27 protein-coding genes are annotated in these 23,436 nt (G+C 59.9%); 18 read left to right on the top strand and 9 right to left on the bottom strand.

Annotated elements, in window-relative coordinates; genetic code table 11:
* Positions 1-142: 142 nt before the first annotated feature.
* Positions 143-808, top strand: coding sequence for a UPF0149 family protein (locus tag A8V01_RS04600; RefSeq protein ID WP_103094763.1), 666 nt, complete (start codon positions 143-145; stop codon positions 806-808).
* Between the two features lie 42 nt (positions 809-850).
* Here A8V01_RS04600 and A8V01_RS04595 read toward each other — a convergent pair whose 3' ends face one another.
* Complete coding sequence (locus A8V01_RS04595; RefSeq protein ID WP_103094762.1) at positions 851-2,881, bottom strand: ParB/RepB/Spo0J family partition protein; 2,031 nt, start codon at positions 2,879-2,881, stop codon at positions 851-853.
* Between the two features lie 154 nt (positions 2,882-3,035).
* On the opposite strand from A8V01_RS04595, the gene A8V01_RS04590 reads away from it, so the two are divergent.
* A complete protein-coding gene (locus tag A8V01_RS04590; protein WP_010336351.1) occupies positions 3,036-3,311 on the top strand; it encodes an HU family DNA-binding protein in 276 nt (91 codons plus the stop codon).
* Positions 3,312-3,367: 56 nt separating this feature from the next.
* On the opposite strand, the gene A8V01_RS04585 is transcribed toward A8V01_RS04590, so the two are convergent.
* The gene (locus A8V01_RS04585) at positions 3,368-4,246 is read right to left on the bottom strand and encodes a DUF7146 domain-containing protein (RefSeq protein ID WP_245892328.1); all 879 of its coding nucleotides are present in this window, start codon (positions 4,244-4,246) and stop codon (positions 3,368-3,370) included.
* A 442-nt stretch (positions 4,247-4,688) separates the two neighbouring features.
* Here A8V01_RS04585 and A8V01_RS04580 point away from each other — a divergent pair, with 442 nt between their 5' ends.
* The 13 genes from A8V01_RS04580 (at position 4,689) to A8V01_RS04520 (ending at position 16,926) form a co-directional block, all read left to right on the top strand.
* Positions 4,689-5,234 (top strand): LuxR C-terminal-related transcriptional regulator, encoded by a 546-nt coding sequence (locus A8V01_RS04580; protein WP_170065830.1) that lies wholly within the window; start codon positions 4,689-4,691, stop codon positions 5,232-5,234.
* Between the two features lie 62 nt (positions 5,235-5,296).
* Entirely contained in the window at positions 5,297-5,641 is a 345-nt protein-coding gene (locus tag A8V01_RS04575) for a hypothetical protein (RefSeq protein WP_103094759.1), read from the top strand.
* A gap of 13 nt (positions 5,642-5,654) precedes the next feature.
* Positions 5,655-6,134: a hypothetical protein gene (locus A8V01_RS04570; protein ID WP_245892327.1), complete on the top strand. Its 480-nt coding sequence runs from the start codon at positions 5,655-5,657 to the stop codon at positions 6,132-6,134.
* Positions 6,077-6,709: a JAB domain-containing protein gene (locus tag A8V01_RS04565; RefSeq protein ID WP_170065829.1), complete on the top strand. Its 633-nt coding sequence runs from the start codon at positions 6,077-6,079 to the stop codon at positions 6,707-6,709. Before A8V01_RS04570 ends, A8V01_RS04565 begins: the two co-directional genes overlap by 58 nt.
* A 140-nt stretch (positions 6,710-6,849) precedes the next feature.
* The gene (locus A8V01_RS04560; protein ID WP_146037183.1) at positions 6,850-7,263 is read left to right on the top strand and encodes a hypothetical protein; all 414 of its coding nucleotides are present in this window, start codon (positions 6,850-6,852) and stop codon (positions 7,261-7,263) included.
* 36 nt (positions 7,264-7,299) lie between these two features.
* Positions 7,300-8,055 carry a helix-turn-helix transcriptional regulator gene (locus tag A8V01_RS04555; protein WP_103094755.1) on the top strand — a complete coding sequence of 252 codons (756 nt, stop codon included), beginning with the start codon at positions 7,300-7,302 and terminating at the stop codon, positions 8,053-8,055.
* Between the two features lie 87 nt (positions 8,056-8,142).
* Positions 8,143-8,769, top strand: a complete 627-nt coding sequence (locus A8V01_RS04550) for an acyl-homoserine-lactone synthase (protein ID WP_103094819.1) — start codon at positions 8,143-8,145, stop codon at positions 8,767-8,769.
* Between the two features lie 12 nt (positions 8,770-8,781).
* Positions 8,782-9,696 carry a phytanoyl-CoA dioxygenase family protein gene (locus tag A8V01_RS04545; RefSeq protein WP_103094754.1) on the top strand — a complete coding sequence of 305 codons (915 nt, stop codon included), beginning with the start codon at positions 8,782-8,784 and terminating at the stop codon, positions 9,694-9,696.
* 5 nt (positions 9,697-9,701) lie between these two features.
* Positions 9,702-10,046, top strand: coding sequence for a MarR family transcriptional regulator (locus A8V01_RS04540; protein ID WP_103094753.1), 345 nt, complete (start codon positions 9,702-9,704; stop codon positions 10,044-10,046).
* A 566-nt stretch (positions 10,047-10,612) separates the two neighbouring features.
* Positions 10,613-11,173, top strand: coding sequence for an RNA polymerase sigma factor (locus A8V01_RS04535; RefSeq protein ID WP_245892326.1), 561 nt, complete (start codon positions 10,613-10,615; stop codon positions 11,171-11,173).
* Positions 11,170-12,207 (top strand): FecR family protein, encoded by a 1,038-nt coding sequence (locus A8V01_RS04530; protein ID WP_103094752.1) that lies wholly within the window; start codon positions 11,170-11,172, stop codon positions 12,205-12,207. Before A8V01_RS04535 ends, A8V01_RS04530 begins: the two co-directional genes overlap by 4 nt.
* A gap of 43 nt (positions 12,208-12,250) precedes the next feature.
* A complete protein-coding gene (locus tag A8V01_RS04525) occupies positions 12,251-14,854 on the top strand; it encodes a TonB-dependent receptor plug domain-containing protein (RefSeq protein ID WP_245892325.1) in 2,604 nt (867 codons plus the stop codon).
* Between the two features lie 44 nt (positions 14,855-14,898).
* Positions 14,899-16,926 (top strand): Atxe2 family lasso peptide isopeptidase, encoded by a 2,028-nt coding sequence (locus tag A8V01_RS04520; RefSeq protein WP_103094751.1) that lies wholly within the window; start codon positions 14,899-14,901, stop codon positions 16,924-16,926.
* A gap of 14 nt (positions 16,927-16,940) precedes the next feature.
* Here the strand turns inward: A8V01_RS04520 and A8V01_RS04515 are convergent, their stop codons facing one another.
* From A8V01_RS04515 to A8V01_RS28060, 7 genes are all read right to left on the bottom strand, one after another.
* On the bottom strand, positions 16,941-18,623 hold the full coding sequence (locus tag A8V01_RS04515; RefSeq protein WP_103094750.1) for an asparagine synthase-related protein: 1,683 nt from the start codon (positions 18,621-18,623) through the stop codon (positions 16,941-16,943).
* Positions 18,620-19,294, bottom strand: coding sequence for a lasso peptide biosynthesis B2 protein (locus A8V01_RS04510; protein WP_103094749.1), 675 nt, complete (start codon positions 19,292-19,294; stop codon positions 18,620-18,622). The genes A8V01_RS04515 and A8V01_RS04510 overlap by 4 nt, the downstream gene beginning before the upstream one ends.
* A 58-nt stretch (positions 19,295-19,352) precedes the next feature.
* On the bottom strand, positions 19,353-19,487 hold the full coding sequence (locus tag A8V01_RS28065; RefSeq protein WP_146037182.1) for a benenodin family lasso peptide: 135 nt from the start codon (positions 19,485-19,487) through the stop codon (positions 19,353-19,355).
* A gap of 160 nt (positions 19,488-19,647) precedes the next feature.
* Positions 19,648-20,286 carry a GntR family transcriptional regulator gene (locus A8V01_RS04505; RefSeq protein ID WP_245892324.1) on the bottom strand — a complete coding sequence of 213 codons (639 nt, stop codon included), beginning with the start codon at positions 20,284-20,286 and terminating at the stop codon, positions 19,648-19,650.
* 3 nt (positions 20,287-20,289) lie between these two features.
* Positions 20,290-20,700, bottom strand: a complete 411-nt coding sequence (locus tag A8V01_RS04500) for a helix-turn-helix domain-containing protein (protein WP_010336447.1) — start codon at positions 20,698-20,700, stop codon at positions 20,290-20,292.
* A gap of 141 nt (positions 20,701-20,841) precedes the next feature.
* The gene (locus A8V01_RS04495; RefSeq protein ID WP_103094748.1) at positions 20,842-21,264 is read right to left on the bottom strand and encodes a hypothetical protein; all 423 of its coding nucleotides are present in this window, start codon (positions 21,262-21,264) and stop codon (positions 20,842-20,844) included.
* A 168-nt stretch (positions 21,265-21,432) separates the two neighbouring features.
* On the bottom strand, positions 21,433-21,735 hold the full coding sequence (locus tag A8V01_RS28060; RefSeq protein ID WP_146037181.1) for a hypothetical protein: 303 nt from the start codon (positions 21,733-21,735) through the stop codon (positions 21,433-21,435).
* On the opposite strand from A8V01_RS28060, the gene A8V01_RS04490 reads away from it, so the two are divergent.
* The 3 genes from A8V01_RS04490 (at position 21,734) to A8V01_RS04480 (ending at position 23,432) form a co-directional block, all read left to right on the top strand.
* Positions 21,734-22,522 (top strand): DsbC family protein, encoded by a 789-nt coding sequence (locus A8V01_RS04490; RefSeq protein ID WP_245892323.1) that lies wholly within the window; start codon positions 21,734-21,736, stop codon positions 22,520-22,522. The genes A8V01_RS28060 and A8V01_RS04490 overlap by 2 nt on opposite strands.
* Before the next feature lie 196 nt (positions 22,523-22,718).
* Complete coding sequence (locus A8V01_RS28885) at positions 22,719-23,033, top strand: hypothetical protein (RefSeq protein WP_029547519.1); 315 nt, start codon at positions 22,719-22,721, stop codon at positions 23,031-23,033.
* A gap of 132 nt (positions 23,034-23,165) precedes the next feature.
* Complete coding sequence (locus tag A8V01_RS04480) at positions 23,166-23,432, top strand: type IV conjugative transfer system protein TraL (RefSeq protein ID WP_103094745.1); 267 nt, start codon at positions 23,166-23,168, stop codon at positions 23,430-23,432.
* The last annotated feature ends 4 nt before the right edge of the window (positions 23,433-23,436 follow it).

Raw genomic sequence — 23,436 nt, 5'->3', positions numbered from 1 at the left:
GGCACCTCGGCAGATAACGGGATCAATCATCGTTCCCTTCCCCCCCTCCGCTCCTCGGGCGCTGGTCCCGGTGCGGTTGCCAGGAATTGTGGGGAGATTTCCCGAACGATGACGAGCGGGCGAAGGCGGGCTAGGAAGGGAAATGGCTTTCTCGTTCGACTATCTCGATGAACTCGATCAGCTGCTGCTCGCGCAGGGCGACGACTGCATGCTGCTCACCCAGCTTGACGGCTTCCTCACCGGCGTCATCGTCAGCCCGGACCTCATCGTGCCCAGCCAATGGCTGAAGACGATCTGGGCGGGCGACGACGGCGAGGGCACTCCCACCTTCGCCGATGCCGGGGGCATGCAGCATTTCATCGATCTGGTGATGCATCGCTACCATGAGATCCTCGCATCGCTGGCACAGCCCGGCACGTTCGAGCCGGTGCTGGAAATCGACACCCGGACCGACGAGACGCTGTGGGAGATGTGGATCGAGGGGTTCGGGCAGGCGATGGACATCTCGCCTGCCGGATGGCTACGGGTTCTGGCCGACGATGACGCCGGATGCCGGGCGGCGATCGAGGGCATCCGGACATTGCGCGCCTTTGCCGACGGGACGCGGAAGCTCACGCGCGCCGAGGAGGATCGCTGGGATACCGAGGCGCCCGACCTGATCCCGATCTGGGTGGAGATGCTCCATCAGTGGCGGCTCGAGAATGATCCGCACCGGCCTTACAGCATCAAACGCCAGAAGATTGGCAGAAACGATCCCTGCCCCTGTGGATCGGGGCGCAAGTACAAGAAGTGTTGTGGCCTGAACTGAGGGGACGAGGCGGGACCGGGACAGGCCCGGTCCCTGCGATCTTCACGCGGCGCGCGGCAGAGTTTCGTCGGTTGCCTTATCGGATTCGTCGGCCGACGGGACGGGCATGTCCGCATCGGCATTCGCCACTTTATCATCGGCATCGGCTTCCCCTTCGGCAGGGACAAAGCGCATCTGCTCGGGCAGCCAGGCGAGCGCCCGTTCCTGGATCTCGGGCTCGATGACCACGTCACCGCCAAACAGCCGCTCGGCCGATGCGGCAAGGTCGTGCTTCTTCGAACCGGAATAGCGCACGCGCAATTCCTCGCCGCCGATCTCCTCGAAGAGAGCCAGGATGCCGGGCCTGGTCAGCTTGTCGAAGAAGGTCAGTGCGGTGGGGCGCCACCAGGCGGCGACGTCGATGCCGAGCTTGCGGCCGAGATGGTTGAGGAAGTCGGTGCCTTCTCGGCCATCGGGAACGGCATGGAGCGTGCGCGCAATCGCCCATCCGAGCCAGGCCGCCCGCGCTTCATCGCCAAGCGCGCAGAAGGCATCGTAGCGCTCCTCAAGCCCTGAGCAGCCCGTCCAGCTACGATCGAGCGCCTCTTCCAGCCTGCGCCATTCTGCCGCAGCCGCGGTCCCGGGCTTGAAGTCGGCAAGCAGCGGTTGGGGCGCCGTGGCATATAGATCGCTCGGCAGGATGCAGGGCATATGCCGGCATTCCCGCTCGACCATGAGGAAGGTACCGAGATCGAGCGCGAATGCCGGGTCGCTGGCGACATGGACGGCCAGGAGCTCGGTCTTCATCACCGCCAGCATCTCCCGCAGGCGCTGGCTCATGGCGGGCGCGGTATCGATCGCCGCACCGGAGCCGCTGAGCCCGTCGGCAGGTTCGGCGTCTTCGTCATCGCTCTCGTCGGCACCCGTGTCGGCAACGGGTGCGAGGTAGAGCTGATGATGGATCTGCGGGGTTCCATCGGGTTTCAACACCACATAGCCGAGCGCGGAGGCTTTCTGCTCGGCGTCGAGCACGGGCTCACGCTCGGTGATCGCACCCAGTTCAGCCTGGAGGTCGGCGTAGCGCTGCGCCTCATCGCCTTCGGCCTCACAGGTTTCATCCCCCGCGCGAAGGTCGATCCCGGCGATTTCCGCTTCGATCTCCTGTTTACGCGCTTCCTGGTCCCCGGTGAGGGGCTCGACAGTTCCGCTCAGCGGTTGCAGCGCGAAGGTCGCCATGTAGGGAACGTGTTCGGCTGCGACCACCCGCACCTCGCCCAGCCCCTCACGCTGACGGATCGCCTCGGCCTGCGCGGCGAGCTTCTCTGCGGCGAGGTCGTCGAGGATATGGGTATCGATCCAGCGCTCATCGGTAGCGGTCGAAAACAGATCCTGGTCTTCGACACGCCCACCGGCGGCGATATAGGCGTCGCGCCCGACCAGCAGTGCCCTGGGATCATCGGCGCGGTAGCTGTAGGTCTTGAGTGCCCGCCGGATTTCGTTGACGTTATCGCGCGAATAGCCGGTCCGCAGCGATTCCCACACCGCCATCTGTCGGCCCGTGTCCGCGGTCGTGGCATAGGCCTTGGCGACGTCGAGCGTGATCTCGTCGCCCTCAAGTGCGGCGAAGATCGGATCGGCGAGATTGGCCAGGCGCAGGCGGCCCAGCACGAAGCGTTCCTCGATGCCGAAGCGCCGGGCGATGTCCGCGGGGCTCAGCTTTTCGACTTCGATAAGATCGCGGAAAGCGAGGCAATCTTCGGCAGGAGAAAGCGGCGCCCGTTCAAAATTCTCGACGAGGCTGATCTCGCGGCCATCGTTTGGATTGGAAAGGACCAGGACGGGCACTTCATGATCGGGCCGCAGCCGGCCCTTCTCGATCAGGCGGTGGATCGCGTCGAGGCGCCGGCCGCCGGCAGTGACACGGTAATGGCCCTTCTTTCGGGACACCGGCACGCCGACGAGGTTCTGAAGGAGGCCGTGCGCGGCGATGCTGGCTTCGAGCTCGGCATCGGCGCGCGGATCGGTCCGCTTGCGCACGTTGATGGGCGACTTGGCGAGATGGCTCGCGGGGATGAGAAGGGCTGGTTTGATCATAGGATAACTCCTGGAGCAGAGACGGCCCGCACAATCAGGCCGCGCGCCCTGCCCCCTTCCCCCCTCCCCTTTCCGGTCGCGCCTTTTTGGGTCGTGACCATGGAGTGCAGCGCGGCTAAGGACACGGGCTTCGCCATTTTCCAGGAGACACTTCATGAACAATTCCGAACTCGCAGAAGCGCTGGCGGCGGCGCTCGGCCTCACGAAAGCCGATGCACGCCAGGCCGTCGACAGCGTCTTCGATCTGATCACCGATGCCGCCGCGAAGGGCGAGGAGATATCGCTGAACGGCTTCGGCAAGTTCAAGATCAAGGATTCCCCTGCGCGCGAGGGCCGCAATCCGGCGACCGGCGAGACCATCGCGATCAAGGCGTCGAAGAAGCTGAGCTTCGCTCCGGCCAAGGCGGTGAAGGATCGCCTCAACGGCTGATGGGTTCGCTGTCCCGCGTCTCTGACGCGGGGCAGCCTCCTCTCGTAGGCATCTCGTCAGGCCGCCCGCAGGCGGGTGGCGAGCACATCGGCCCAGTCATTAAGACCGGCAGGCGGCCAGGCGCTGCGGATCTCCAGGCCGGGCCGGGCATAGGCTTCCAGAGCGCGCTGGTGCGCGGACCAGCCGGCCGCATCCCTGTCGAACAGGAGCACGAGCCGTTCGAGACTGTCGGGCAGGAGGATATGCGCGGCGCGCTCGGTGCCCAGTGTGGCCCAGACTGGAAGCCGGTGCAGCCGCATGGCGGCAAGCGCGGTCTCGATCCCTTCGGCGAGACCCAGGATGTCGTTTGCGGGCGCAAGCTGCACCGCGCCGCGACCCGGACGTCCCAGCATCATGCGAGGATTGGTCAGGTCCTTTGCCAGACCCAATGATAGCGGATCGAGGAAGGACCGATGGACTGCGACGATCCGGTGCCTCTCGCGCACCGCAGCGATCAGCGCCGGGCGGAATACCACGTCGCGACCGCGTCCGAGTGGCGCGCGCGCGTTATAGCGCAGGTCATGCCACGGCGGCTGGAGCAGGCGCCCGGACAGGTAGGTCTCGGCAGGCGTCCCGATGAGTGGAGCAGATGCATCCCAGAGGCGCAAGGCTGGCCCCGGTCGCGTAGCGGTCTGGTTCGAGCGCGATAATGGAACATCGGGAGCCGGGCGGGGAAGAGGCAGATGCAGGCGGCGTATCGCATGGAGAACGGCGATCGTGTCACAGCCCGCAAAGCATTTGAACAGCAGGGCGCGGCGGCCGACGCGGATGGACAGGCTCGGATCGTGATCGTCATGGGCAGGACACAGGCAGAGCCCCTGCCCGGTCGTCCATCTGCCGCTCAGCCGCCGGCACAGCCGTTCACCCTCGATCTCGAGGTCAGGTGCTGGGGCCACGATGCTCGCTTCCTGCATGGGCGGGGGATATGCGGATGTCGGCAACGGGCGACATCCAGTGGGAGCTTCGCACGACGATACCTCGTTTCGTTCGCCATTCGCCCTCCCCCTCCCTTTCGCCGCATCCCGCTCGCGCCCGACTCGGATTGGCGTCGGGGTGAAAAAGCGAGTCGTCGCCGGTAAGAACCGGGTTAATAGATTTTAACCGTCTACCGTTGCCTTAAGGCTACATATCGTTGATTCCCTTGACCAATCGCCTGTTTGACCTGTCACCAGGCGGATCGGAGAGGTATAGTCTGAAGCGGCATGTGATCGAATTCGACACCGTTACCGGCAAGCATAGCCGGAAGATCGGATACGACGCGCAGCAGGAAAGGTGCGACTTCATATTGCCCGAGGAGGGCGACGGGAAATGCCCTTGGTTACAGACCATTCGGACAAGATGAAGCTTCTCAGCCGGCGGCATGGCGACTGTCTGCGCGAGGCGGCAAAGAGCTATTCCGCCAAGGAAATCGGCCTGATTTTGGGTCTGTCGCCCAGCACCGTGAACAATCTCATATTCGAGGCGCGCCAGATATTGGGCGGGGTTTCCCGCAGGGTCGCAGCGCAGATGTTCGTGGCCTGGGAGGCACAAAATGCCCCATCAGAATTCCAACATTTTTTGCCCCCTCATTTATTGCCCCTAGGCGAGAACCGCGATTCCTGCCCTGATGTGCGTGTTGACGAACCTACGGACACACAGACGCAGGTAGCACAGGCAGTCGACAGCTTCGCGGAAGAACAACGGCCTTTGGCCAATGGAAACCGCGCTCGCTCGTTACGCGCCCTGCGTGATCTGGCTCCCGTCCGTACAGCAGGGAGGCAAGACAATGACCTGACCGGATCTTATACGCTGATCATCTTTGTGGTCCTGATGGCAGCGCTGCTCGTCATCATAGGTTCCGCAGTGTCGCTGCTCTCGGCGCTCAACACTCTCGTGAGCCAGTAGGGCAGCATCTCTCCCAAAACCCCTATTCTTGAACCTGTCCGTGAGGATGGGAAGGAGCAAACATGCGCGCTCAACGCCAAACCATCGCCCGAAACGTCGCTGAACGTCTCTTCGCCGCTGAAGCGGCCCTCGATATTGCCGCCGCCCGGATTGCCGAACTGAATGCGGCGCTTCCCCTGGCTCGCCTGGACGCCCGTCTCTCGGCGGCCATCGGCCAGGAAGCCTTTGCCAGTTCCGCCTCGGCCGTGGTGCTCGTGGCCGAAACGCGCGAACGGATCGTCGCGACCCACGCCAATCTCAAACAGGCCAGTGACGATATGGGCCTGACCGAGGTGAGCTACGGTGACCTGCTCAAGGTCAGGGGCGCTATCTCGGAGCCCGCCGGCCAGCACCTGCGGGCGGTTTGATCGCCCGCGTCTCGTGATTGACGAGCTTTCACAAATCATGTTGCCATGGGTCATGACGAGACAAATCCTGTTCTCCGCTCTGCTGGTCGTCAGCAGCGGCTATGCGTTCGTGAAAGGGGGCCGTCCCGAACAGATCGGGGCGGCGACCCTGCTTGGAGGCGCCGGTCTCAGCGTTCTGGCTGCATCGCCCGCCATTCACCGCTTTGAGCACGTCGAGACAGGTATTCTTCTGACCGACCTGGCTATCCTGGGAGTATTCCTATGGCTATCCCTTCGGAGCAATCGCTTCTGGCCGATGTGGGTCGCAGCCATGCTGGCGGACGAGGTCATCCTCCATGTCATGCTGCAGACTGTGCCGAATGTCGTGCCGCGCGCTTACATGCATGCGATAGCGGTATGGAGCTGGCTGGCGCAGATCGTCCTGATCGCCGCGACATGGCGTCATCAGGACCGGCTGAAGCGCCGGGGTGCCGACGCGCCCTGGAAGAGCTGATCGGGCTCACCCGGCCCGACCGGGCCCGCGAACTAGCCGATCGTCTCTTCACCCGGTTCGGGTCACTGGGTGGGGCGCTGGCGGCCTGTCCGGCTGAGCGGATCGAGCTGCTCGACCACGCCATGGATGTCGAGCGAACATTCCGCTGCTTCCAGCGCGTCGTGGAGCAGGTGCTGCGGGCACCTTTGGCCGAGCGACCGATATTGTCGAGTGATCGGACCGTCCACGCCTATCTGCGCGGCAAAATAGCCTATGAGCGGGCGGAGCATTTTTGTGTGCTGTTCCTCAACGCGGACAACGAACTGATCGCCGACGAGATCATGGGCGTCGGGTCGGTTTCCGCTGTCCGTGTCTGGCCACGTGAGATCCTCAAGCGGTGCCTTGAACTCGATGCCACCGCCATCCTTCTCGCGCATAATCACCCGTCAGGGTCGCCCGTACCGTCACGGGCGGATCGGGATCTCACGGAGACTATCGCGAACGCCGCGCGGTGCTTCGGTATCGTCGTGCACGATCATCTCGTCGTAGCCCGCCGCGGGATCCTGAGCTTTCGCGAGGTGGGGTGGCTGAAATGATGCTCATCTCTCCAATCCACTGCGCACGCTACGGCCCCGGGGGTAGACAATCCACAATCGCGGGCTTCACAGCTCGATACGCTGGTCCGGCGGATTGGCTGAGCCCTGGTCCAGAACCCGGAAAGCAGATGGACATATCAATGCACGTCCGCCTCGAAGTGTTCGACAATGCGAAGAAGCGCCTCCCGGACATCTTCGGCGTCGACGCCGAGTGTCTCCGCGATGACCGTGACAGGCTGTTTCTGGCGGAAAAAGAGGTCGACGGCCTCGGCCACATAGGGCGGCTCTTCGCGCAGTATCGCTTCAAGCTTGCGGGTATGACGCGCAAGCTGTCGTTCACGTTGCCAACGTTCATGTGCACCACGCGCTCGAAGAAGAAGTTCGCGAAACGCAGTCAGGACTTTTTGTGTGGGCACGGCAGGTTCCACGCTGAAAAGGAAGAAAACTACAGATCATCTGCCTTCCTTCTCCCACTCCACTTCGCGAGACGCCGAAAATATGACGCTCACTCTCGAACACAACGCCAAACATGGCGCGACCAATGGATGCGTTGAAAGGAAATTTCCGAAGATGAATTAAGGAGACATACGATGTTCGACAGGGACGACTACAAGCAGGTAGTCAGTATTCTGGGGGAGACGTCAGACGATAACCGGGTCTATGAGGCCCTTGAACGCCTGACATTCGTTTTGGGATTCGATCGGTTCGCGATCAGCCATCATGTCGATCTGCTGCACCCGCCGGTCGGCGCTTATGGTCTCACCAATTACGACAACGACTGGCTGAATGAGATCATAAGCGGGCAGTATTTCCTCGATGACCCGGTCCAGATCTCGTGCGACGGGCGAAACACCGGCTTCCTCTGGCCCAACCCCCGGATGCTGGAAACGCTCACGCCGCGTCAGCGCTACATCTTCGAACAGGGTGCGAAGCGGAACCTGTGCGGCGGTTACACGGTACCGATGCACCTCCCCGGCGAATATGCTGGAAGCTGCACTTTCGCCACATCGCGGCTCGAGACAGTGCCATCCGAGTCGATGCCTGCCGCCTTCTTCGCGGTGTCCTTTGCCTTTGAAGCGATGCGGCGCGTCGTAAGGCTCCGGGCAGGTCTTGAACTCCCCGCGCCGCCCAAGCTCAAACCTCGAGAGCGAGAAGTGTTGATCCTGCTCGGGCGCGGCAAGACCTATGGCGAGATCGCCGACATCCTGCACCTCTCGGAACATACGACGCATGAATATGCCAAGCGGATCATGCGGGCCTATGGGAATATCCAGCGCAACAACCTCATCGCGCGCGCCCTGTTCGACGGCATCGTCACGTATCCCGAGTTGCTCTCGATGCACTGATCAAGTCCCAGTTCCGGGTACAGACTCGCGGTGTCCCTCACACCGATGATGCTCCCTGCCGATTCCGGCCAGACAGGGAGCATCACCATGATCCGGATTTTCGAAGGACACGAACCGCCGGGCGCCAACCCGGTTCTCGACGCCATGCATCATGCGCGCAAGCGGGTGTTCGTGGACCTGCTAGGCTGGGACGTCCCGGTGGTCGCCGAAGCGTTCGAAATCGACCAGTTCGATGACGACCATGCAATCTACATCGTCGCCAGCGACGACAGCGGCGCCGATGAGGGATCCATCCGCTTGTTGCCCACCAACCGTCCGCATGTGCTGGGGACGATCTTCCCTTCGCTATGCGACGCAAGCGTGCCCGTTGGCCCGCAAATCTTCGAACTGAGCCGGCTATGCCTTTCGCGCGGCCTGCGGGCCGCCAGGAGGCTGGAAGTCCGCAATGCGCTCGCAACAGCCGTGGTTCAGTTCGCCCTCCAGCGCGGCATCGCCGGTTATAGCTGCGTTGCCGATTCCAGCTGGCTTAGCCAGATCCTCTCGCTGGGCTGGACGGTTCGGCCACTGGGCATACCGCAGATGATCGCGGGTCTGCCGACTGGCGCCCTCCTCATCGAAATCGATGCCGACACGCCTGACAAGCTGCGGGCGGCCGGAACCTACGTTCCGATGCGCATCCTTCCCACCGCCGCGATCGATCGCGAAGCCGCCTGAAGGGAGATAGTCATGACCCTCATTGCTATCGACAGCCTGCAGCAGGACATCGAGCACTATGGCGATCAGCTCGACCGGGACGGCTACTGCATCGTCCGCGGTGCAGCGCCTCGGCTTCTGGTCGAAAAGCTGGGCGATGATCTGCGTGCCGGTTTCGAAACCACACCGCTCTCGCAGGGGCCCTTCTACGGCGAGACGACGCGGCGATTTCATGGGCTTCTGCACCGTTCGCCGCGCACTGCCGGTTTCGTTCTCGATCCCCTGATCCATGGCGTTGCCGAGCGAATTCTCCGGCCCTGGTGCGATACGATCCAGCTCAACCTCACCCAGGCGATCGAGATCGAACCGGGCGGTCTCGCCCAGCCGCCACACCGGGACCAGGACATGTGGCCCATCCATGCGCCCGGCGTCGAATATCTTCTCAACGTCATGTGGCCGTTTTCCGCTTACACGGCCGAGAATGGCGCAACGCTGGTATGGCCTGGCAGTCACCGGCGCCAGGACGAAATATTCATCGGCATGGAGGAGGCGGTTCCTGCAGAAATGGAGCCGGGTGATGCCCTGATGTTCCTCGGATCCACCCTTCATGCAGGCGGAGCGAACGTGACCGCGACGCCGCGGCGCGGGATGATCATCAGTTACAGTCTCGGATGGCTCAAGCCTTACGAGCTGCCGTGGCTTGCCTATCCGCCACATGTCGCCCGGACACTGCCACGCGATGTGATGGGCCTTGCCGGCTACCGCGCCCATCGGCCCAACCTTGGCACTTACGAGGGGCGCTGCCCCTCGCTGCTGCTGGATGAAGCGCAGAACGGTCCGGTCGGCGCAATCGACATGCTTCGCCCGGATCAGGAGGCGCTGATCGCCGACTATCGGTCGGGGCTCCTGCCGGTCGCTCCCGTCCCGCTTCGGACCAGGGCTGGGTAAGCGCCATGGATCAGCGACAGCGCATCTGCGAAGCGCTCAAGCAGCAGCACCGCCTCGCTGAGCTCAAGCTCGGGCTCGAAAGGCGGCAATGGCCCGAATGGCTCATGGTGATCGATCTCTATCGCGCGAGGGAGCAGGGAATGAGAGAGGGATTCAAGGCACTCGCCGCGACATCCGGGCTCTCAACCGCGACGGCCTTCCGCCGCACGGTGGAGATGATCGATGCGGGCATGTTGGACCGTAAGGCCGATCCAGAGGACCGGAGGCGAAGCCTTGTTTCGCTATCGGACAGGACCCGATGCCGGATGGATCACATTATGGATGAGTTGGGAGATATTTTGAAAAACTGACGAGCTACCCGACACCGCATTCACGCCAGGATCAGTGAGAGCTCCACTGATTATCGTGTGTTCTCCTGACATTCATCTCCTACCGTTCTGCACTGCCATATACCGACGCACATCGTATGCTGAGGTCCGCTGCGCATGAACGGGCGAACGGTGATCCCCGCTCACGGATAGATCGCCAACGGCGAGCCGGATGCGCGCTCGATCCCTGCACAGGGCGTTGTTGATTGCACCTGGTGTCAATTCCCTCTTGCCACTCAACGGCTTCCATGTGCAAATGAGGTTGCTCTCGTAAAAACCGGGAGTGGGGCGTGGAAACCCCAACTTAGAGGAACTCGGTCGGATTTTTACGGCCGGGTGGCATGTGCGTATGTCCAGCCGGCAACGGTAAAGGCGCATGCGCCTGTCTCTAAGCAGGTTTCCAACATCCGGCTTCGGCCGTCGCCCCGAGTGGACATAGGTGCGACGCATGGAGCCAAGACGACAAACGGGAAAAAACAGCGGCGCGAGCGCCGCGCTGGCGACGTCCCCTTATTCGACCGGGAATCCGCGCGGCCTCCCGAACCGAAATGTCCGTCATGGCCGGTGAAGGTCATGCCACCACCGATGCGGGTCAGGAATTCGAAGATCGCGGCGATGATGTGATCGTTCGGCTGTACCGCGAGGAGACTCGGTGGCTCGTCCGCTATTTCCACCGCAACTCGGTACCCCATGCAGAAGCTGACGAGCTCGCTCAGGAAACCTTCTTCCGTTTCCTCCGGAGCGGCACGGCAAAAATGCTGACGACACCGCAGGCCTATCTACGCCGGATCGCCACGAACTTGCTGCGCGACCGGGCCGATCTCTCGTCAACGCGCGTCGATAATCTGAAAAGCCCCTTGTCGGATGCTGAAGATCTCCCGACCCCGTTCGACCCGCTCCGCATCCTCACAGCGCGTGACGACATCGCCTTTTGCGAGCAATTGCTGGAAGCACTGGACCCCTTCGACCGCGAACTATTTCTGCTAAACCGTGTGGAAGGATATAGCTTTCGCGAAATCGGTCGGCTTAAGGGACTGAATGAGTGGGCGGTGAAGAGGAAGATATTCAAGGTGCTGGACCATCTGCTGGACAGGATGGAAAGCCGATGACCGACGAAGAGCCGGGCTCGCTCACTGTCAAGCAACAGGCACGGCGCTGGGCGATGGAGGTTCACACGGATCCCGCGCTGCGCTCCGCCGCAATGCATTGGTGCGCTCAGTCGCCCGAACATCAGGCGGAATTCGACATTGCCTATGCCGCGATCTCGAACGTCGTTGATCCCGCATCCGTGAACGTTCACGAGCGCCACAACAGCAGTCCACGAGAGAGCCGCCCACGCGTGCCCTGGGCAAAGTTGGCGATCGCAGCTTCGCTGGCCGCCATCCTGCTTTTGGGAGCGCATTTCGTGCTGGGGCAGAATGTGCGTTCGCCCTCCACTCTGCCACCAATTGCCTCGTCAGGCGCGAAAACCGAGGATGCGCCACAGATCTTTACCACCCGGAAAGGCGAGGTGAGGACTATTACGCTTGCCGACGGGTCGGTCGTAACGCTCGATACCGATAGCCGCTTGCTTGTCTGGTTGCATGAAGAGCGCCGGGACGTCACGCTTGATCATGGCCGCGCCATCTTCGCTGTTGCTCATGACGCTTCGCGCCCTTTCACCGTCACCGCTGATGGCGGCACGACCACAGCGCTCGGTACGCGGTTCGGTGTGGAACGACGCGCGCATTGCCAGATGAATGTGGTATTGTACGAAGGGCGCGTCGCAGTCACTCCACCGTGCGAGACACGCAAGCCATCGGTGCCGGCAGCGAAGAGCTACCTTCAACCAGGCGAACGGATACGCTACTCTGGCACACCCACGGTATCCGGCAATGCTGTCACCGAACCGGCGCCGGCCAACGACGAGCAATGGACAATCGGCGTGAAGAGCTATGACGATGAGGCCGTTAGTGTGATCCTCGCCGAGGTGAACCTCTATTCCGACGTCAAGCTGGTGGCAGCTTCTCCAGAAGTTGCCGCGATGCGGGTGAGTGCGGAGCTGCATATCCGCAACCCCGAAAGTGTGGCGAAACATCTTGCCCGCGCGCTCGGCCTTACCGTTGAGAACCAAGGGTCGGACAGGCTCGTACTGACAAAATAAACGGCGGAATGCTCGCCGCTGAATTTCTCCCGTCAAGCTTTGTATGCGCGTCACGCAACGCGCCATCCAGGCAATGGGGGATGAAATGCGAGTGGTTCGTAACGGCTTTTTCGTCGGTGTTTGCGCCTGCGCGTTGATCGGCGCCACACCTGCACTGGCGCAAGCCGACAAGGTATTGACTTTCAACCTACCGGCTCAGTCCCTTACGGACGCGCTACGAGCAATCGCACGGCAAAGCGGCCTGGAGTTCTCAGCTCCGGCTGATCCCCTGCGCGGTAAAACTTCAAAACCCCTCAAGGGTCACTTCTTACCTGCGGAAGCTGCCAAGCGATTGCTGAAAGGCACCGGTCTGATTGCCGAAGTTGTTGAAGGCGCATTGATCGTGAGGGCTGTCGAAGCGTCGACCGGCGCGAGAACTGCGGGAAACGGCGATGACATCATTGTCACAGGATCACGCATCCAATCTGCGGAAACATCTTCCTCAACAATCAGACTTAGCGCGGATTCCATTCAATTGGCTGGCCAAGCGGATCTTGGAGAGGCGCTGCGCGCCCTTCCTCAAAATTTTGGCAGCGGACAGAACCCGGGTGTATTAAGAGGGGTCACGAGCCGAGGCGGGATCAACGCCACCTCGGGCTCGTCGCCGAATCTCCGAGGTCTTGGCGGGGATGCGACACTCACACTGCTTAACGGCCATCGTCTTTCGTATGGGTCTACTGTGCAAGCGGTAGATACAGATGCTATCCCGCTGGCTGCCATAAACCGGATTGACGTTGTTCCCGATGGAGCCTCAGCAATTTACGGGTCCGATGCTGTCGGCGGCGTCATTAATGTAATCCTCAAGCGTGATTATGATGGCGCTTCATTGTCGGCGCGATTAGGCAGCGCAACTTCGGGTGGCGATTTTCAGCAACAGTACAGCCTGGTTGCGGGAAAAAAGTGGCAACGCGGCGGCATTTTGGCAGCGGTCAGTCACGATTACAATTCCGCAATTTATAGCGATCAGCGCGCCTATACCAAATACATGCCAGGCAACAACACGTTATATCCGAAGATAATTCAGACGAATGCAGTGTTTTCAGGCCAGCAATCTATCTCGGATTCCGCAGAGTTCGTAGTCGACGCTACCTATAGCCACAGGAAATCTTTCCAGACAATGGGCCTCGTCTCCGGCTATGTCTACGAAAATCGCCCGAGAACGACGTCATACTCGATTTCCCCGTCTGTCAATATCGCGATAGCGCCTGAGTGGCGCTTTAATCTCATGGGGACATACGGACAGAGCGACACCAAGTTTGACCAGATTGGACTTTATAATAGCACCCAGACCAGCCACATCACAGGATGTTATTGCAATAAACTGGCCAATGTAGAGACGTTTACCTCCGGAAAAATATTTGGACTACTGTCAAACCCCGTCGACCTCGTTTTCGGGGCCGGATATCGATATAATCATCTTACGTCGGTTCGGTATTCAGCCACAAGAGCCGACTCCCGGGGATCAGCCGAGAGTTACTACGGATTTTCCGAACTTTCATTGCCTTTTGTTGAACCTGGTCAAGGGAGCAACCTTATCTACCGCCTGTCGGCGAACGCTGCCGTGAGATACGAACGCTATCCAGGAATTGGTGCAGTTGCCGTGCCAAAATTTGGCTTCTTGTACGGAATTTCGCCATCTATCGACGTGAAAGGGACTTGGGGGAAATCTTTCAAGGTTCCCTCACTCAACGAGTTGCGCTCGGCTACCTACGCTCAATTGTATCCGGCAGCGACTTTCGGGGGACAGCGCTTCCCGACCGGCTCGACCTTGCTCATCGCCTCTGGAGGTAATCCGGACCTCAAACCTGAGAAGGCAACTTCGTGGTCTGCCTCGCTGGTGTTCCATCCTGAATTTATCAGCAACCTGGATATCCATGCGACGTATTTCAACGTCAAATATAAGGATCGAGTCGTCCAACCTCTAGCTGGAACGGCGGTTTATCAGGCACTATCGAATGCCGTGTACGCCCAATACGTCACGTATAGCCCCAGCGAGGAGCTTATCGATCAAACAGTGTCGGATGCCGACTTATACTATAATTATGCGGGGACAGACGGACTTAATAACGTCGTCGCCATTCTAAACAACAGTTACATGAATGCTGCCAGACAGAAAATTGACGGCATAGATCTGACGGTCGATTACAAAATTTCGACCGGTGATGTCTCCTCTCTCCTACTTAACGCCAACGGCGCCTGGTTGTGGTCAAAGCAAAAGTTGTCATCAACCAGCGCATATGTCGACATGGCTGGCATCATCTTCAATCCGCCGCGCTTCAAAACACGCGCAAGCATCGGCTGGACGGATGGAAGCCTCACGTCGATGTTCTATGTTAATCACGTCAGCAGGCTGGAAGATACCCGTTCGACCACCGTAGCGAAGGTCGCGTCGCAGACGACGTTCGACACCTCTATCCGATACAAATTTCCGGAACAGTCCGGCGTCCTCTCCCAGACAAGTCTGCTGTTCAATATCCAAAACCTACTCAATCAACGTCCACCTTATGCCGCACCGACGAGCAATAGCCTCGACTATGTGAGTTACGATTCGACCAATTTCTCGCCGATCGGACGCTTCATTAGCCTGACGGTGTCCAAAGATTGGTGAAAATAAGGGGGCATCGAACCGCCCCTCTTTGCGAGTTTCTCGACATGAAGCTTTTCCGTCTGGCGGGCTATGCCGGCTGCGCGCTACTGGTGCTCCCGTTTCCTGTTAGTGCCAAATCACAAGGTACAGCCTGTCAATTACCACACACCGCCGTTGAACCTGCGGCAAGAAAGCAGTCAGTTACACCGGATGACCTTCTGCGCCTCAGGGATTTTGGGGGGCTTGGTGTCGCCATCGCCTCTCAGCCTTTCAAACTTGCGCCAGATGGCAACCTACTGGCACTTCAAATTCGCCAGGCCGATCCTATCGCCAACAGCTATTGCACGGCGGTCGTTCTCGTCCCCACGGATGCACGCCGAAAACCGTTCGTAATCGATTCCGGTGGAGAGATCGTTGCCACCTATAGCACGGCGTATGGAGCGGCGGAGGTCCCCCAGGGCCTGCCGAAAAGCCCGCTATTCCGATGGTCGCCCGATGGTCAATCACTGGCCTATACGAAGTCGTTCCCCGATCATTCGGAACTATGGCGATTCGACCTGCAGGACCGTTCCATCAGGCGGCTCATGACAACGCCGGTCGATATTGAGGCTCTTGCCTGGTCATCTGATGGTTCAGCACTTCTTTATTCCAGTCGTCCCGGCCGGATCGAAGCCTTGGAGAAGATCAAGGACGAGGGGCGGACCGGGTATCTGTACGACGAGCGATTTCGCCCCTTATACAGCGACCGTCCACTTGTAGCCGCAGACGTTCCGCTCGTGGAGCGCGCCGTAGATTCAGCGCATGGCAAAGCGATCCCATTTCCGTCCGATGAAGGACAACGGCTTGCTCCGACAACAGAATGGCCCGAAAAGGCTGTTGCCTACGCATCTTATCGTGAGAATGTTGCTTGGTCGGCACCGTCGGCGAATGCCCATGGTAGTAAACCGACACTGAATGTTCGCATGAATGGGCGGGCGATCGGCTGCGACAATGCTGTATGCACGAATGTCCATGGCGTTTGGTGGTCGGGCAACGGTCGGACATTGGTTTTCGAGCGCCGCGCGGGCGTGGCCGATAGTCGTACCGAATTTTATACGTGGAAAGCCGGCGACACATCTCCGCGCGCCCTGCTCAGTACAGCCGATGCGATTTTCGGCTGCGAACTGACTGGCAACAATCTCTTCTGCGCGGAAGAGACGGCCACCAAGCCTCGGTCCGTGATCGCAATCTCAATTGGCGATGGGAGGCGCCACCGAATATTCGATCCCAATCCGGAATTCTCTACACGCCTTTTAGGAAATATTCAGCGTCTGGAATGGTCGAACGCCTTTGGGATCAGCACCTTCGGAGATCTCGTACTGCCGCCGGGTTTTCGACATGATCACCGGCTTCCGCTGGTAATCGTGCAATATGAATCTAGGGGCTTTCTGCGCGGAGGAACCGGGGATGAATATCCTATTCAAGCACTTGCTGCACGCGGTTTCGCCGTATTGAGCTTTAATCGCCCCCCATGGTTCGCGCTGACCGGCGCACCGCGTACCGGGACGGAGTTCGACCAGTATAACAACAAGGGGTTCGCCGATCGCAGGAGTAACCTTTCTTCCATCGAAACGGTCATCCACAGACTAGTTGATGCCGGGATAGTTGATCCCGAACGGGTCGCGATCACGGGACTGAGCGACGGCGCGGTTACCGCCACGTTCGCACTGGCAAATTCTTCCCTGTTTTCCGCAGCCATTCTAAGTACATGTTGCGAGGGGCCATTCGGATTTGAAATCGCAGGCGTGGCTCTCGATGATCACTACATCAAGGGCGGCTATCCCTCCACTCGGCGCGAAGATCGGGAATTCTGGGAACTCGATTCGTTGTCTGATGCGCCTCGTGCGAAGGCGGTCCCCCTCCTCATTCAAGCGTCATCTGCGGAGTACAGGATGGCCTTAGGTACATATCGCGAATTGCGTCATCAGGGTTGGCCAATCGAGATGTACGTTTATCCTGACGAAGGGCACATCAAAATATGGCCCGCGCATCGATTGACCATCTATCAAAGGAATATAGAATGGCTCACTCGGAAAATCGGCCTTCCTGAATAGCGAGCAATCTGCAATCAGTGCCAGTTTCGGCACCACATTTCGGTCTCGTGGATATACAGAACAGTGAATATCCTATTTGAATCGGCGCCTTGTGCCCCAACTTCGCCGACTGCGCTAATGTCGAGTAAGCCATGCTGCGCTAGAAGCCCTTCTTTAAGGTCATCGTAAATCCGGTCCCAATTGTTGTGCAGAATCTCAGCCAATAGCCCAGTGAATGCACCTTTTCCTCTTCGGTCAAGGATCGACGCCGGAAGATATGCGCGCAACGCGGCCCGTGCGAGCGCCCTGTCTCGTCCCCCTGACACCCAATACCAGGTAGGAAACGACAAGCATTGTTCGACTATCGGCTGAGATAGAAGCGGACAGATTGTCGGCAAGTCGCCTTCAATGTTGAGATGGTCGGTCAAGGCCGTGGCGCGAGCAATATTCCGGACAAGTTGCCACTCGCCAGGCATGACGTTTCGACAGCGAACTAGCCAAGGATGCGGTTCCTCGTTGATAGTCGCCTTGACTTTCGGGGTCAGCAAATCGGGCCGCACACTCCACGCTTCGGGAGTTGAAGTAGGTTTCAGTCCACGTAGCGCCTGGCCCAATACTGCAGGCATAGAGGCTCCAGTGACATGACAAACATCAAGGGCGGTCGAAATCAGGTCTCTTCCAAGTCCGTTCCTTCGATATCGATCCGCCAACGGATAGGCAGAGTGCAATTTTCCAAAGACATTGTCTCCACCGCCTCCGCTGAAATGAGCGCTGGCTCCGACCTTGGTCGCATAGCCGGCGGAGATCTCATCAAAGACCTGTGTGAATGCCCGTGCAGATGGCCGCGGGCGCCCGGATGACAGATTCTTTTGGACCGTGACAGCGTCTGACTGGCATAAGGCGATACTCATCTCGCAGCCCAGATGCCCAGCAAGCATCGCGGCATACCGCCTTTCATCGCCGACAGGTGATCTCGTGTAGAGGTGCAGGAGTTCCGTCGATCCGAATTTGTTTGCGAGGACAGCTACGGCCGAAGAGTCGAAACCGCCTGATACGGACACCAGCGGGTGGGCGTATCGATCGCACCACGTCTTCAGTGTTTGGATCATGGTGGCTTCGAGCAGTTCGGCAGCCTCCTCGAAAGTACATAGTCGGTTTCGCCCAATAAAATTGCCCGGATTCCATATCTGTTCACGGCAAGAGCGGTCACCATCTATGACGACCATCTCGCCGGGAGCGACTTCGAAGATGCCTTTCAGACATGTTTGATGGCGTCTCAGATTTGGCATTATGAGCGAATTTGCGATCTCGTCCCAATCAATGCGGTGCTGCCTGAGCCCGATGACATCAAGTGAGCGAACATCGGTGCCGATGGCCACGGTTTCGCCGATGAAGCTATAATAACAGGGGACCATCCCGGAAGGATCACGATAGATGGTAACTGCACCTGTCAAATGGTTCCGCGCTATGAAAATGAAGCGACCCCAATGTGTTTCCGCCACTGAGCGTACAGTCTGGATCGGATCTTCATTAACGTCACCTCGCTCGCTTAGGGACGGGAAGCAGTCGCCTATCACCAGACATTGATCTTGGCGAAGCCATTGAACCAATAAATCTCCGCTCGCGGAGATCTCCCACGTGTCAACTACCTGCTCATTTTTCGAGTTCGGATTCTCGTAGGCGCCTCTACGCAGAACGACTGAAAACGCCGTGTTCATGCGACAGCCAATATTGGGCAGAAAGCCTGCACATTTTCAATGTCCTGCCCAAGGACGACGTCGTCCTGTTGCACCCAGCAGTGCGCTTGAAATGGAAGGCGACGAACGCCAAACGTGATCTGGACGGGATAGCCGCTCGCCGCAAGCAGGCTAAACAAAGCCAGCGCGTCCGGCAAGCAGCGATCTTTCCTTCGAAACAGAAGTGTCGCGAAGCCAAATGCTGTAAGAAGAGCATCTTTATTGCCATTTTTTATGCGCAATAGGGGGTGGTTCGACAGAGATCGTGCCAAGGCGATCGAGTTCTTGAGGGATTTCCTCCTGGCGAAGCCATGGAACACGGCGAGCAATGATATCGCACGGACCCAATGGACTATGAATTTAGAGGTCGCGCCCTTGGAGACGTCTGGCACCGTGATCGCCCGTGAAGGAGTGATCAGCTTCCTCGATGGCTGTGCGGCACAGTTTTTTGGAATGGCCTCGAACAGGCCCGTTTGTAGCAGTAACAAAGCGAGATGTGGCTCGACACCCTCGCCTGAAGCGCAAATGCGCCGAAACGCCGCCTCCAAGTCGGGCGTAATCGAAACATAGCGATCGCGCATCACATCAAGAAAGATGAAGCTTCTGTCGAGCTCGCAATAGCCGACATCAGCCCTGAGGCGAACGATGGTCATCCTCTCACCTAACGAGAATGTCTGTCCCGGTGCAGCAGACCGGGACAGACAGTTGATTTCAGCCCTCAAGGATTCCCGGATTGGGCTGCTGGTCGGGATTGTCGGCACCCGAGCCGCCGAAGCCGTTCGTCACCTCGCTGGCGACACCCAACTCGACCACACGGTCATCGGTGGTTTCATATTCGCGTTCCATACTTACCTCCTTCTATTCGCCACATTGTTCGTGGCGACAGAAAGGCTATTCCTGAACCCTAATATATTCAGCCCCTTTTGCTTTCATGGTGAAACTAATAAAAATACCAGATTGTGAATTAATCTTTCACACGCATCGGTTGTCATTTTATGGCGCAATTTCAGCTTCGTAACCGCGATTTCAACGCTTCAGAAAACATATTGGCGGCCCGGATTCGGCGACGGTGATAGTTCCAGAGAGCCTCCAGAAGCCTGCTTCCGGGTTCAAATCTTGCCAATACATTGGCAGAGACAAGCTCGTCGCCGCAGTCCGACCAGCGTTCCGTTTCGACGAATCGGATGGTGCGCAGGCGTTCACCTGTGTTGATGACAGCGGCCACGAGCTCGTTGGAAGAGGACCTTTTCGCCAGCGTGAGAAACATACGCTCCGCGGTCGCGACGATGCGATCAGGAGTGCTGTAATCGGTCAGCCATCCCTCGGGCGCCACCGGTTCCCGAAGCGCCTTTGGTCCGATCGCCTTGATGGCCATGCGCATGAGATGACCATGCCATGTGTAGCAATCTCTGAGCGCATCGGCACTCCAGCTGGGCACTCTAAATCCCCGATGCGGGCCCGTCTGCAGGAGCCCCTCACCATAAAGACGATGCAAGCCGTCGCGGACCGGTGAGCCGCCGGCCCCGATATCCTCGGCGATAGCCGCAATCGACAGCTCCGTGTCGGACGCATAGCGCCCAGAGAGCACGGCTTCCTTAAGGTCCGCATAGACTTTCTCACCCTGGCGCGTTCCCGGCGACATCATCGTTTAGTCGTCGGGCGTGTGGTCGGCATCGCGTGCGAAGAGCTGGTGCGAGAGCGTGTCGAGGTTATGCCGGGCAATGGCATCTATGCAGACGGTTTCGAGCTTCGAGAGATCTCCTTCGAGTAGGCCGCGGGGAAAGACCCGCTGATGTTCCATGAACAGCAGCGGAATGACGAGATGCCCGGTGGAAAGTCCGAGGGCATGCGCGCAGCGGAAGTGATCGTCGAGCCGCGACTTGGGGTTGCCGGCCTCGATCTCGCGCAGCCAGCGCGCGCCGATGCCGACGCGGGCCGCGAAGTCTTCCTGCGTAATCTTTTCGGTACGCCGTTGCATTTCTATCCGTCTCCCCGACATCAGCTTGATCGTCGCAAGCACCGAGGGATCGCGTGCAGTGGGCATCGCCTGAAGCGGCATGACAAGATCTCCCTGCCAATGGCTCAAAGCTCCCGTGCACAGCCCAGTTCGGAGAAAATGTTGTTCGTTACGCCAAACGTCAATCCGGTAACGCTTTCATGGTGAAAGCATTATTCAAATAATCCCTACAGATAGTCGGTATCAGCGCGATCGCCGAACCGGAATGGTCTGGGCGGCTCTTCGATAGGCGGCCTGTAGCTCCCCGTCCTCGGAACTCAGCAGCAGACTGAGCCCGGCATTATAAAGGCGCCATGTCGCTATGGATCGACCACAGTGACCACTATCGGCGAGGCGCGCGCCAACCTGTTCAACGAGATCGGCAAGGTGTGACGTCGTTCCCACGAAGCGGTTCGAGGAACCACCGAGCGCATTGCACATCGGGGATTCCAGTTCGGCGGCGATATCGGCCGGGTCGCTGGCGTCGAGTAGACTCATAGCGACATAGAGGGTCATGCCATAGGGGATGAATTCCTTCGCCAGGCGTGCGACCCGGCAATGGCAGGCGAGGAACTGGTCGATGCCCTGCCCTGAGAGCTGCAGCTTGTATGTTCTCGAAGTCCTCATGCCGAGGCTCCCTGGCTGATTCGCAATCGAAGCGAACCGTCGTGCGACAGTGCTCCCACAGACAAGACGGTAAAATCCACGTGGCGGGGCATGAAAAGCGGAACTGACGTGCCGATTCCGGCACTGTATTTCCGAACCGGCATCTCAGTACCCTGCCTATTGTGCGGGTTATTTCTTCGCTTCATCCTTCATCCATCCGATCACCACGGGGAAGGCGAGCGCAGCCCAAACCACGCTCCCAGCCAGAACCGCATGACGAAAACCGGCGCGCGGAATCGCACGCGCCGGAAGAAGGAGGCGTGTGCCAATGTTCCACAATCCTCGTGAATTGGCGATGACCGTCAGGCTACATCTTATGCCCGGAACCGGGCGCGCTGCGTCGCGGCGGGAAGACTCAGCCACGAATTCGTCATGGCCGAAGCGGCCGGGTTTATTTGGTAGTGTGGCTGGTGTCGCAGCGCTGGCGCTCATGTCGGCTGCCCCCGCCCATGCCGGTGAACCGGAACATGTCGCGGCCCAGCCCCAAGATGCTGCGCGAGCGCAGGCTCACGGTGACCCGCTGGCCAACGCGCAGGCGCAAGCCGAGCAGCAGTTGCACCAGACCTTCACCAACCTGCGCTTCGAGGACTTCGGTCCCGCACCGGTCGAAGGCCCGCTCTATCAAGCCACGGCGGGCGGCAAGATCATCTATTTCGCGCCGCAGAGTGAACACCTGCTGTTTGCCACGGTCTACGATCGTAATGGCGTGAACCTGACAGCGCTTGCCCAGGAACAGGGCGCGAGCCGGCGCCTGAAGGCGATCGATCCGGCCAAGGCCTTGGCGATCGGCCCGGTCGATGCGCCGACGGTGATCGAGTTCACCGATCCCGACTGCCCCTACTGCCAGGCGCTCGACCGCTACTGGAGCGCCAAGGCAGCCGAAGGCAAGCCGGTCCGGCGGCTGATCTTCTTCGTGAGCGGCATCCACCCGACCGCCGCCGCGAAGGCGGAGCATATCCTGTGCTCGCCCGATCGCGAGGCCGCGTTCAGGACTGCCTATTCAGGCCAGACCCCGCCGGTTCTGCGCCAGTGCGCGGCCGGCCACGACAAGGTCGCCGCAGACGCCGAATTGGTCGCCAGGGTGGGTGTCTCGGGAACGCCGACCCTCATCGCGGACGGCAAGCTCATCTCGGGCTTTCAGCAGGCCGAGCTCGAGGCGTTCCTCGACCGGCACGCAAAGCCCGCGCTCGCGAAGGCCGCAACCGATGCGCCGCGCTGAGCGCGCACGCACCGTCGCAGATAGCGACGATCTCTTTCCGGAGGGCATCCAGCCTGCGCCAATCCCGGCGGGGCGGGTGAACCAGGATGCCGGCGGCGGCGGGCTAACGGAGCCGTCCACCGACGCCCCGGCCGACACCGATCCCCGTCGATGCCGGCAGGCGAATGTCCGGACGGCTCCTCTTTGGAGCAATGCCATGATGCGTACATTCGGTAACAAGGCTCTCGCCGCGGCGAATATCGGCCTCCCTTTGGGCGTGATGGCCCTGATCGCCGGCCCGGCCCATGCCTTCTCGGCGCCGGCCCAGGGCGATCTCGGCTACGACATCTACGATATCGTCGTGAACAAGGGCGTGAAGGGCCCGCTGGGCTTCGTGGGCGGCGTCGCCGCCTTCCTGTTCGGCGTCTCGCGCCTCTTCTCGAACATCATGATCGGCATCCCGACCATCGTCGCGGCCGTCTGCCTGATCAAGGCGGATTCCATCCTCCAGACTTTCGGGATGGTCGTCTGAGACGCCGGGCGCGGGGCGCACCTGACTGACCGGCCAGGTCCGTCCCGCGCCGGCACCGTGCTGGGGGCCGATGGTCGGTCCCCGGAAACCGACACCTTCGCAAGGTGTCATGAAGCAGGAGGAGAAGGGCACATGGACGAGCGCCTGCCGCGATATCTGCATCGGCCGGTCCAGATCCTGTGGTTCGGATCGGACGAGTTCCTGCTCGCGACCTCGAGCGTGTTCGTGGCCGCGATCGTGGGCGGATTTGTCGGCTGGGCGCTCATCGCCGCCCTTCTCCTTTTCATCCCGTGGAAGCGGAGCAAGCCCAGGGGCTACCTGTCCCACCTCGCCTGGCGCTGGGGCCTGGTCTCCTTCCCTCACTATCCGGGTCCGACGCAGACCCGCTTCTTCGAGTAGGCGC

Origin of the sequence: Novosphingobium guangzhouense, from assembly GCF_002896965.1 — a bacterium.
In the GTDB taxonomy this organism is placed as follows: Bacteria; Pseudomonadota; Alphaproteobacteria; order Sphingomonadales; family Sphingomonadaceae; genus Novosphingobium; species Novosphingobium guangzhouense.
This window is presented reverse-complemented; position numbering and strand designations above follow the sequence as displayed.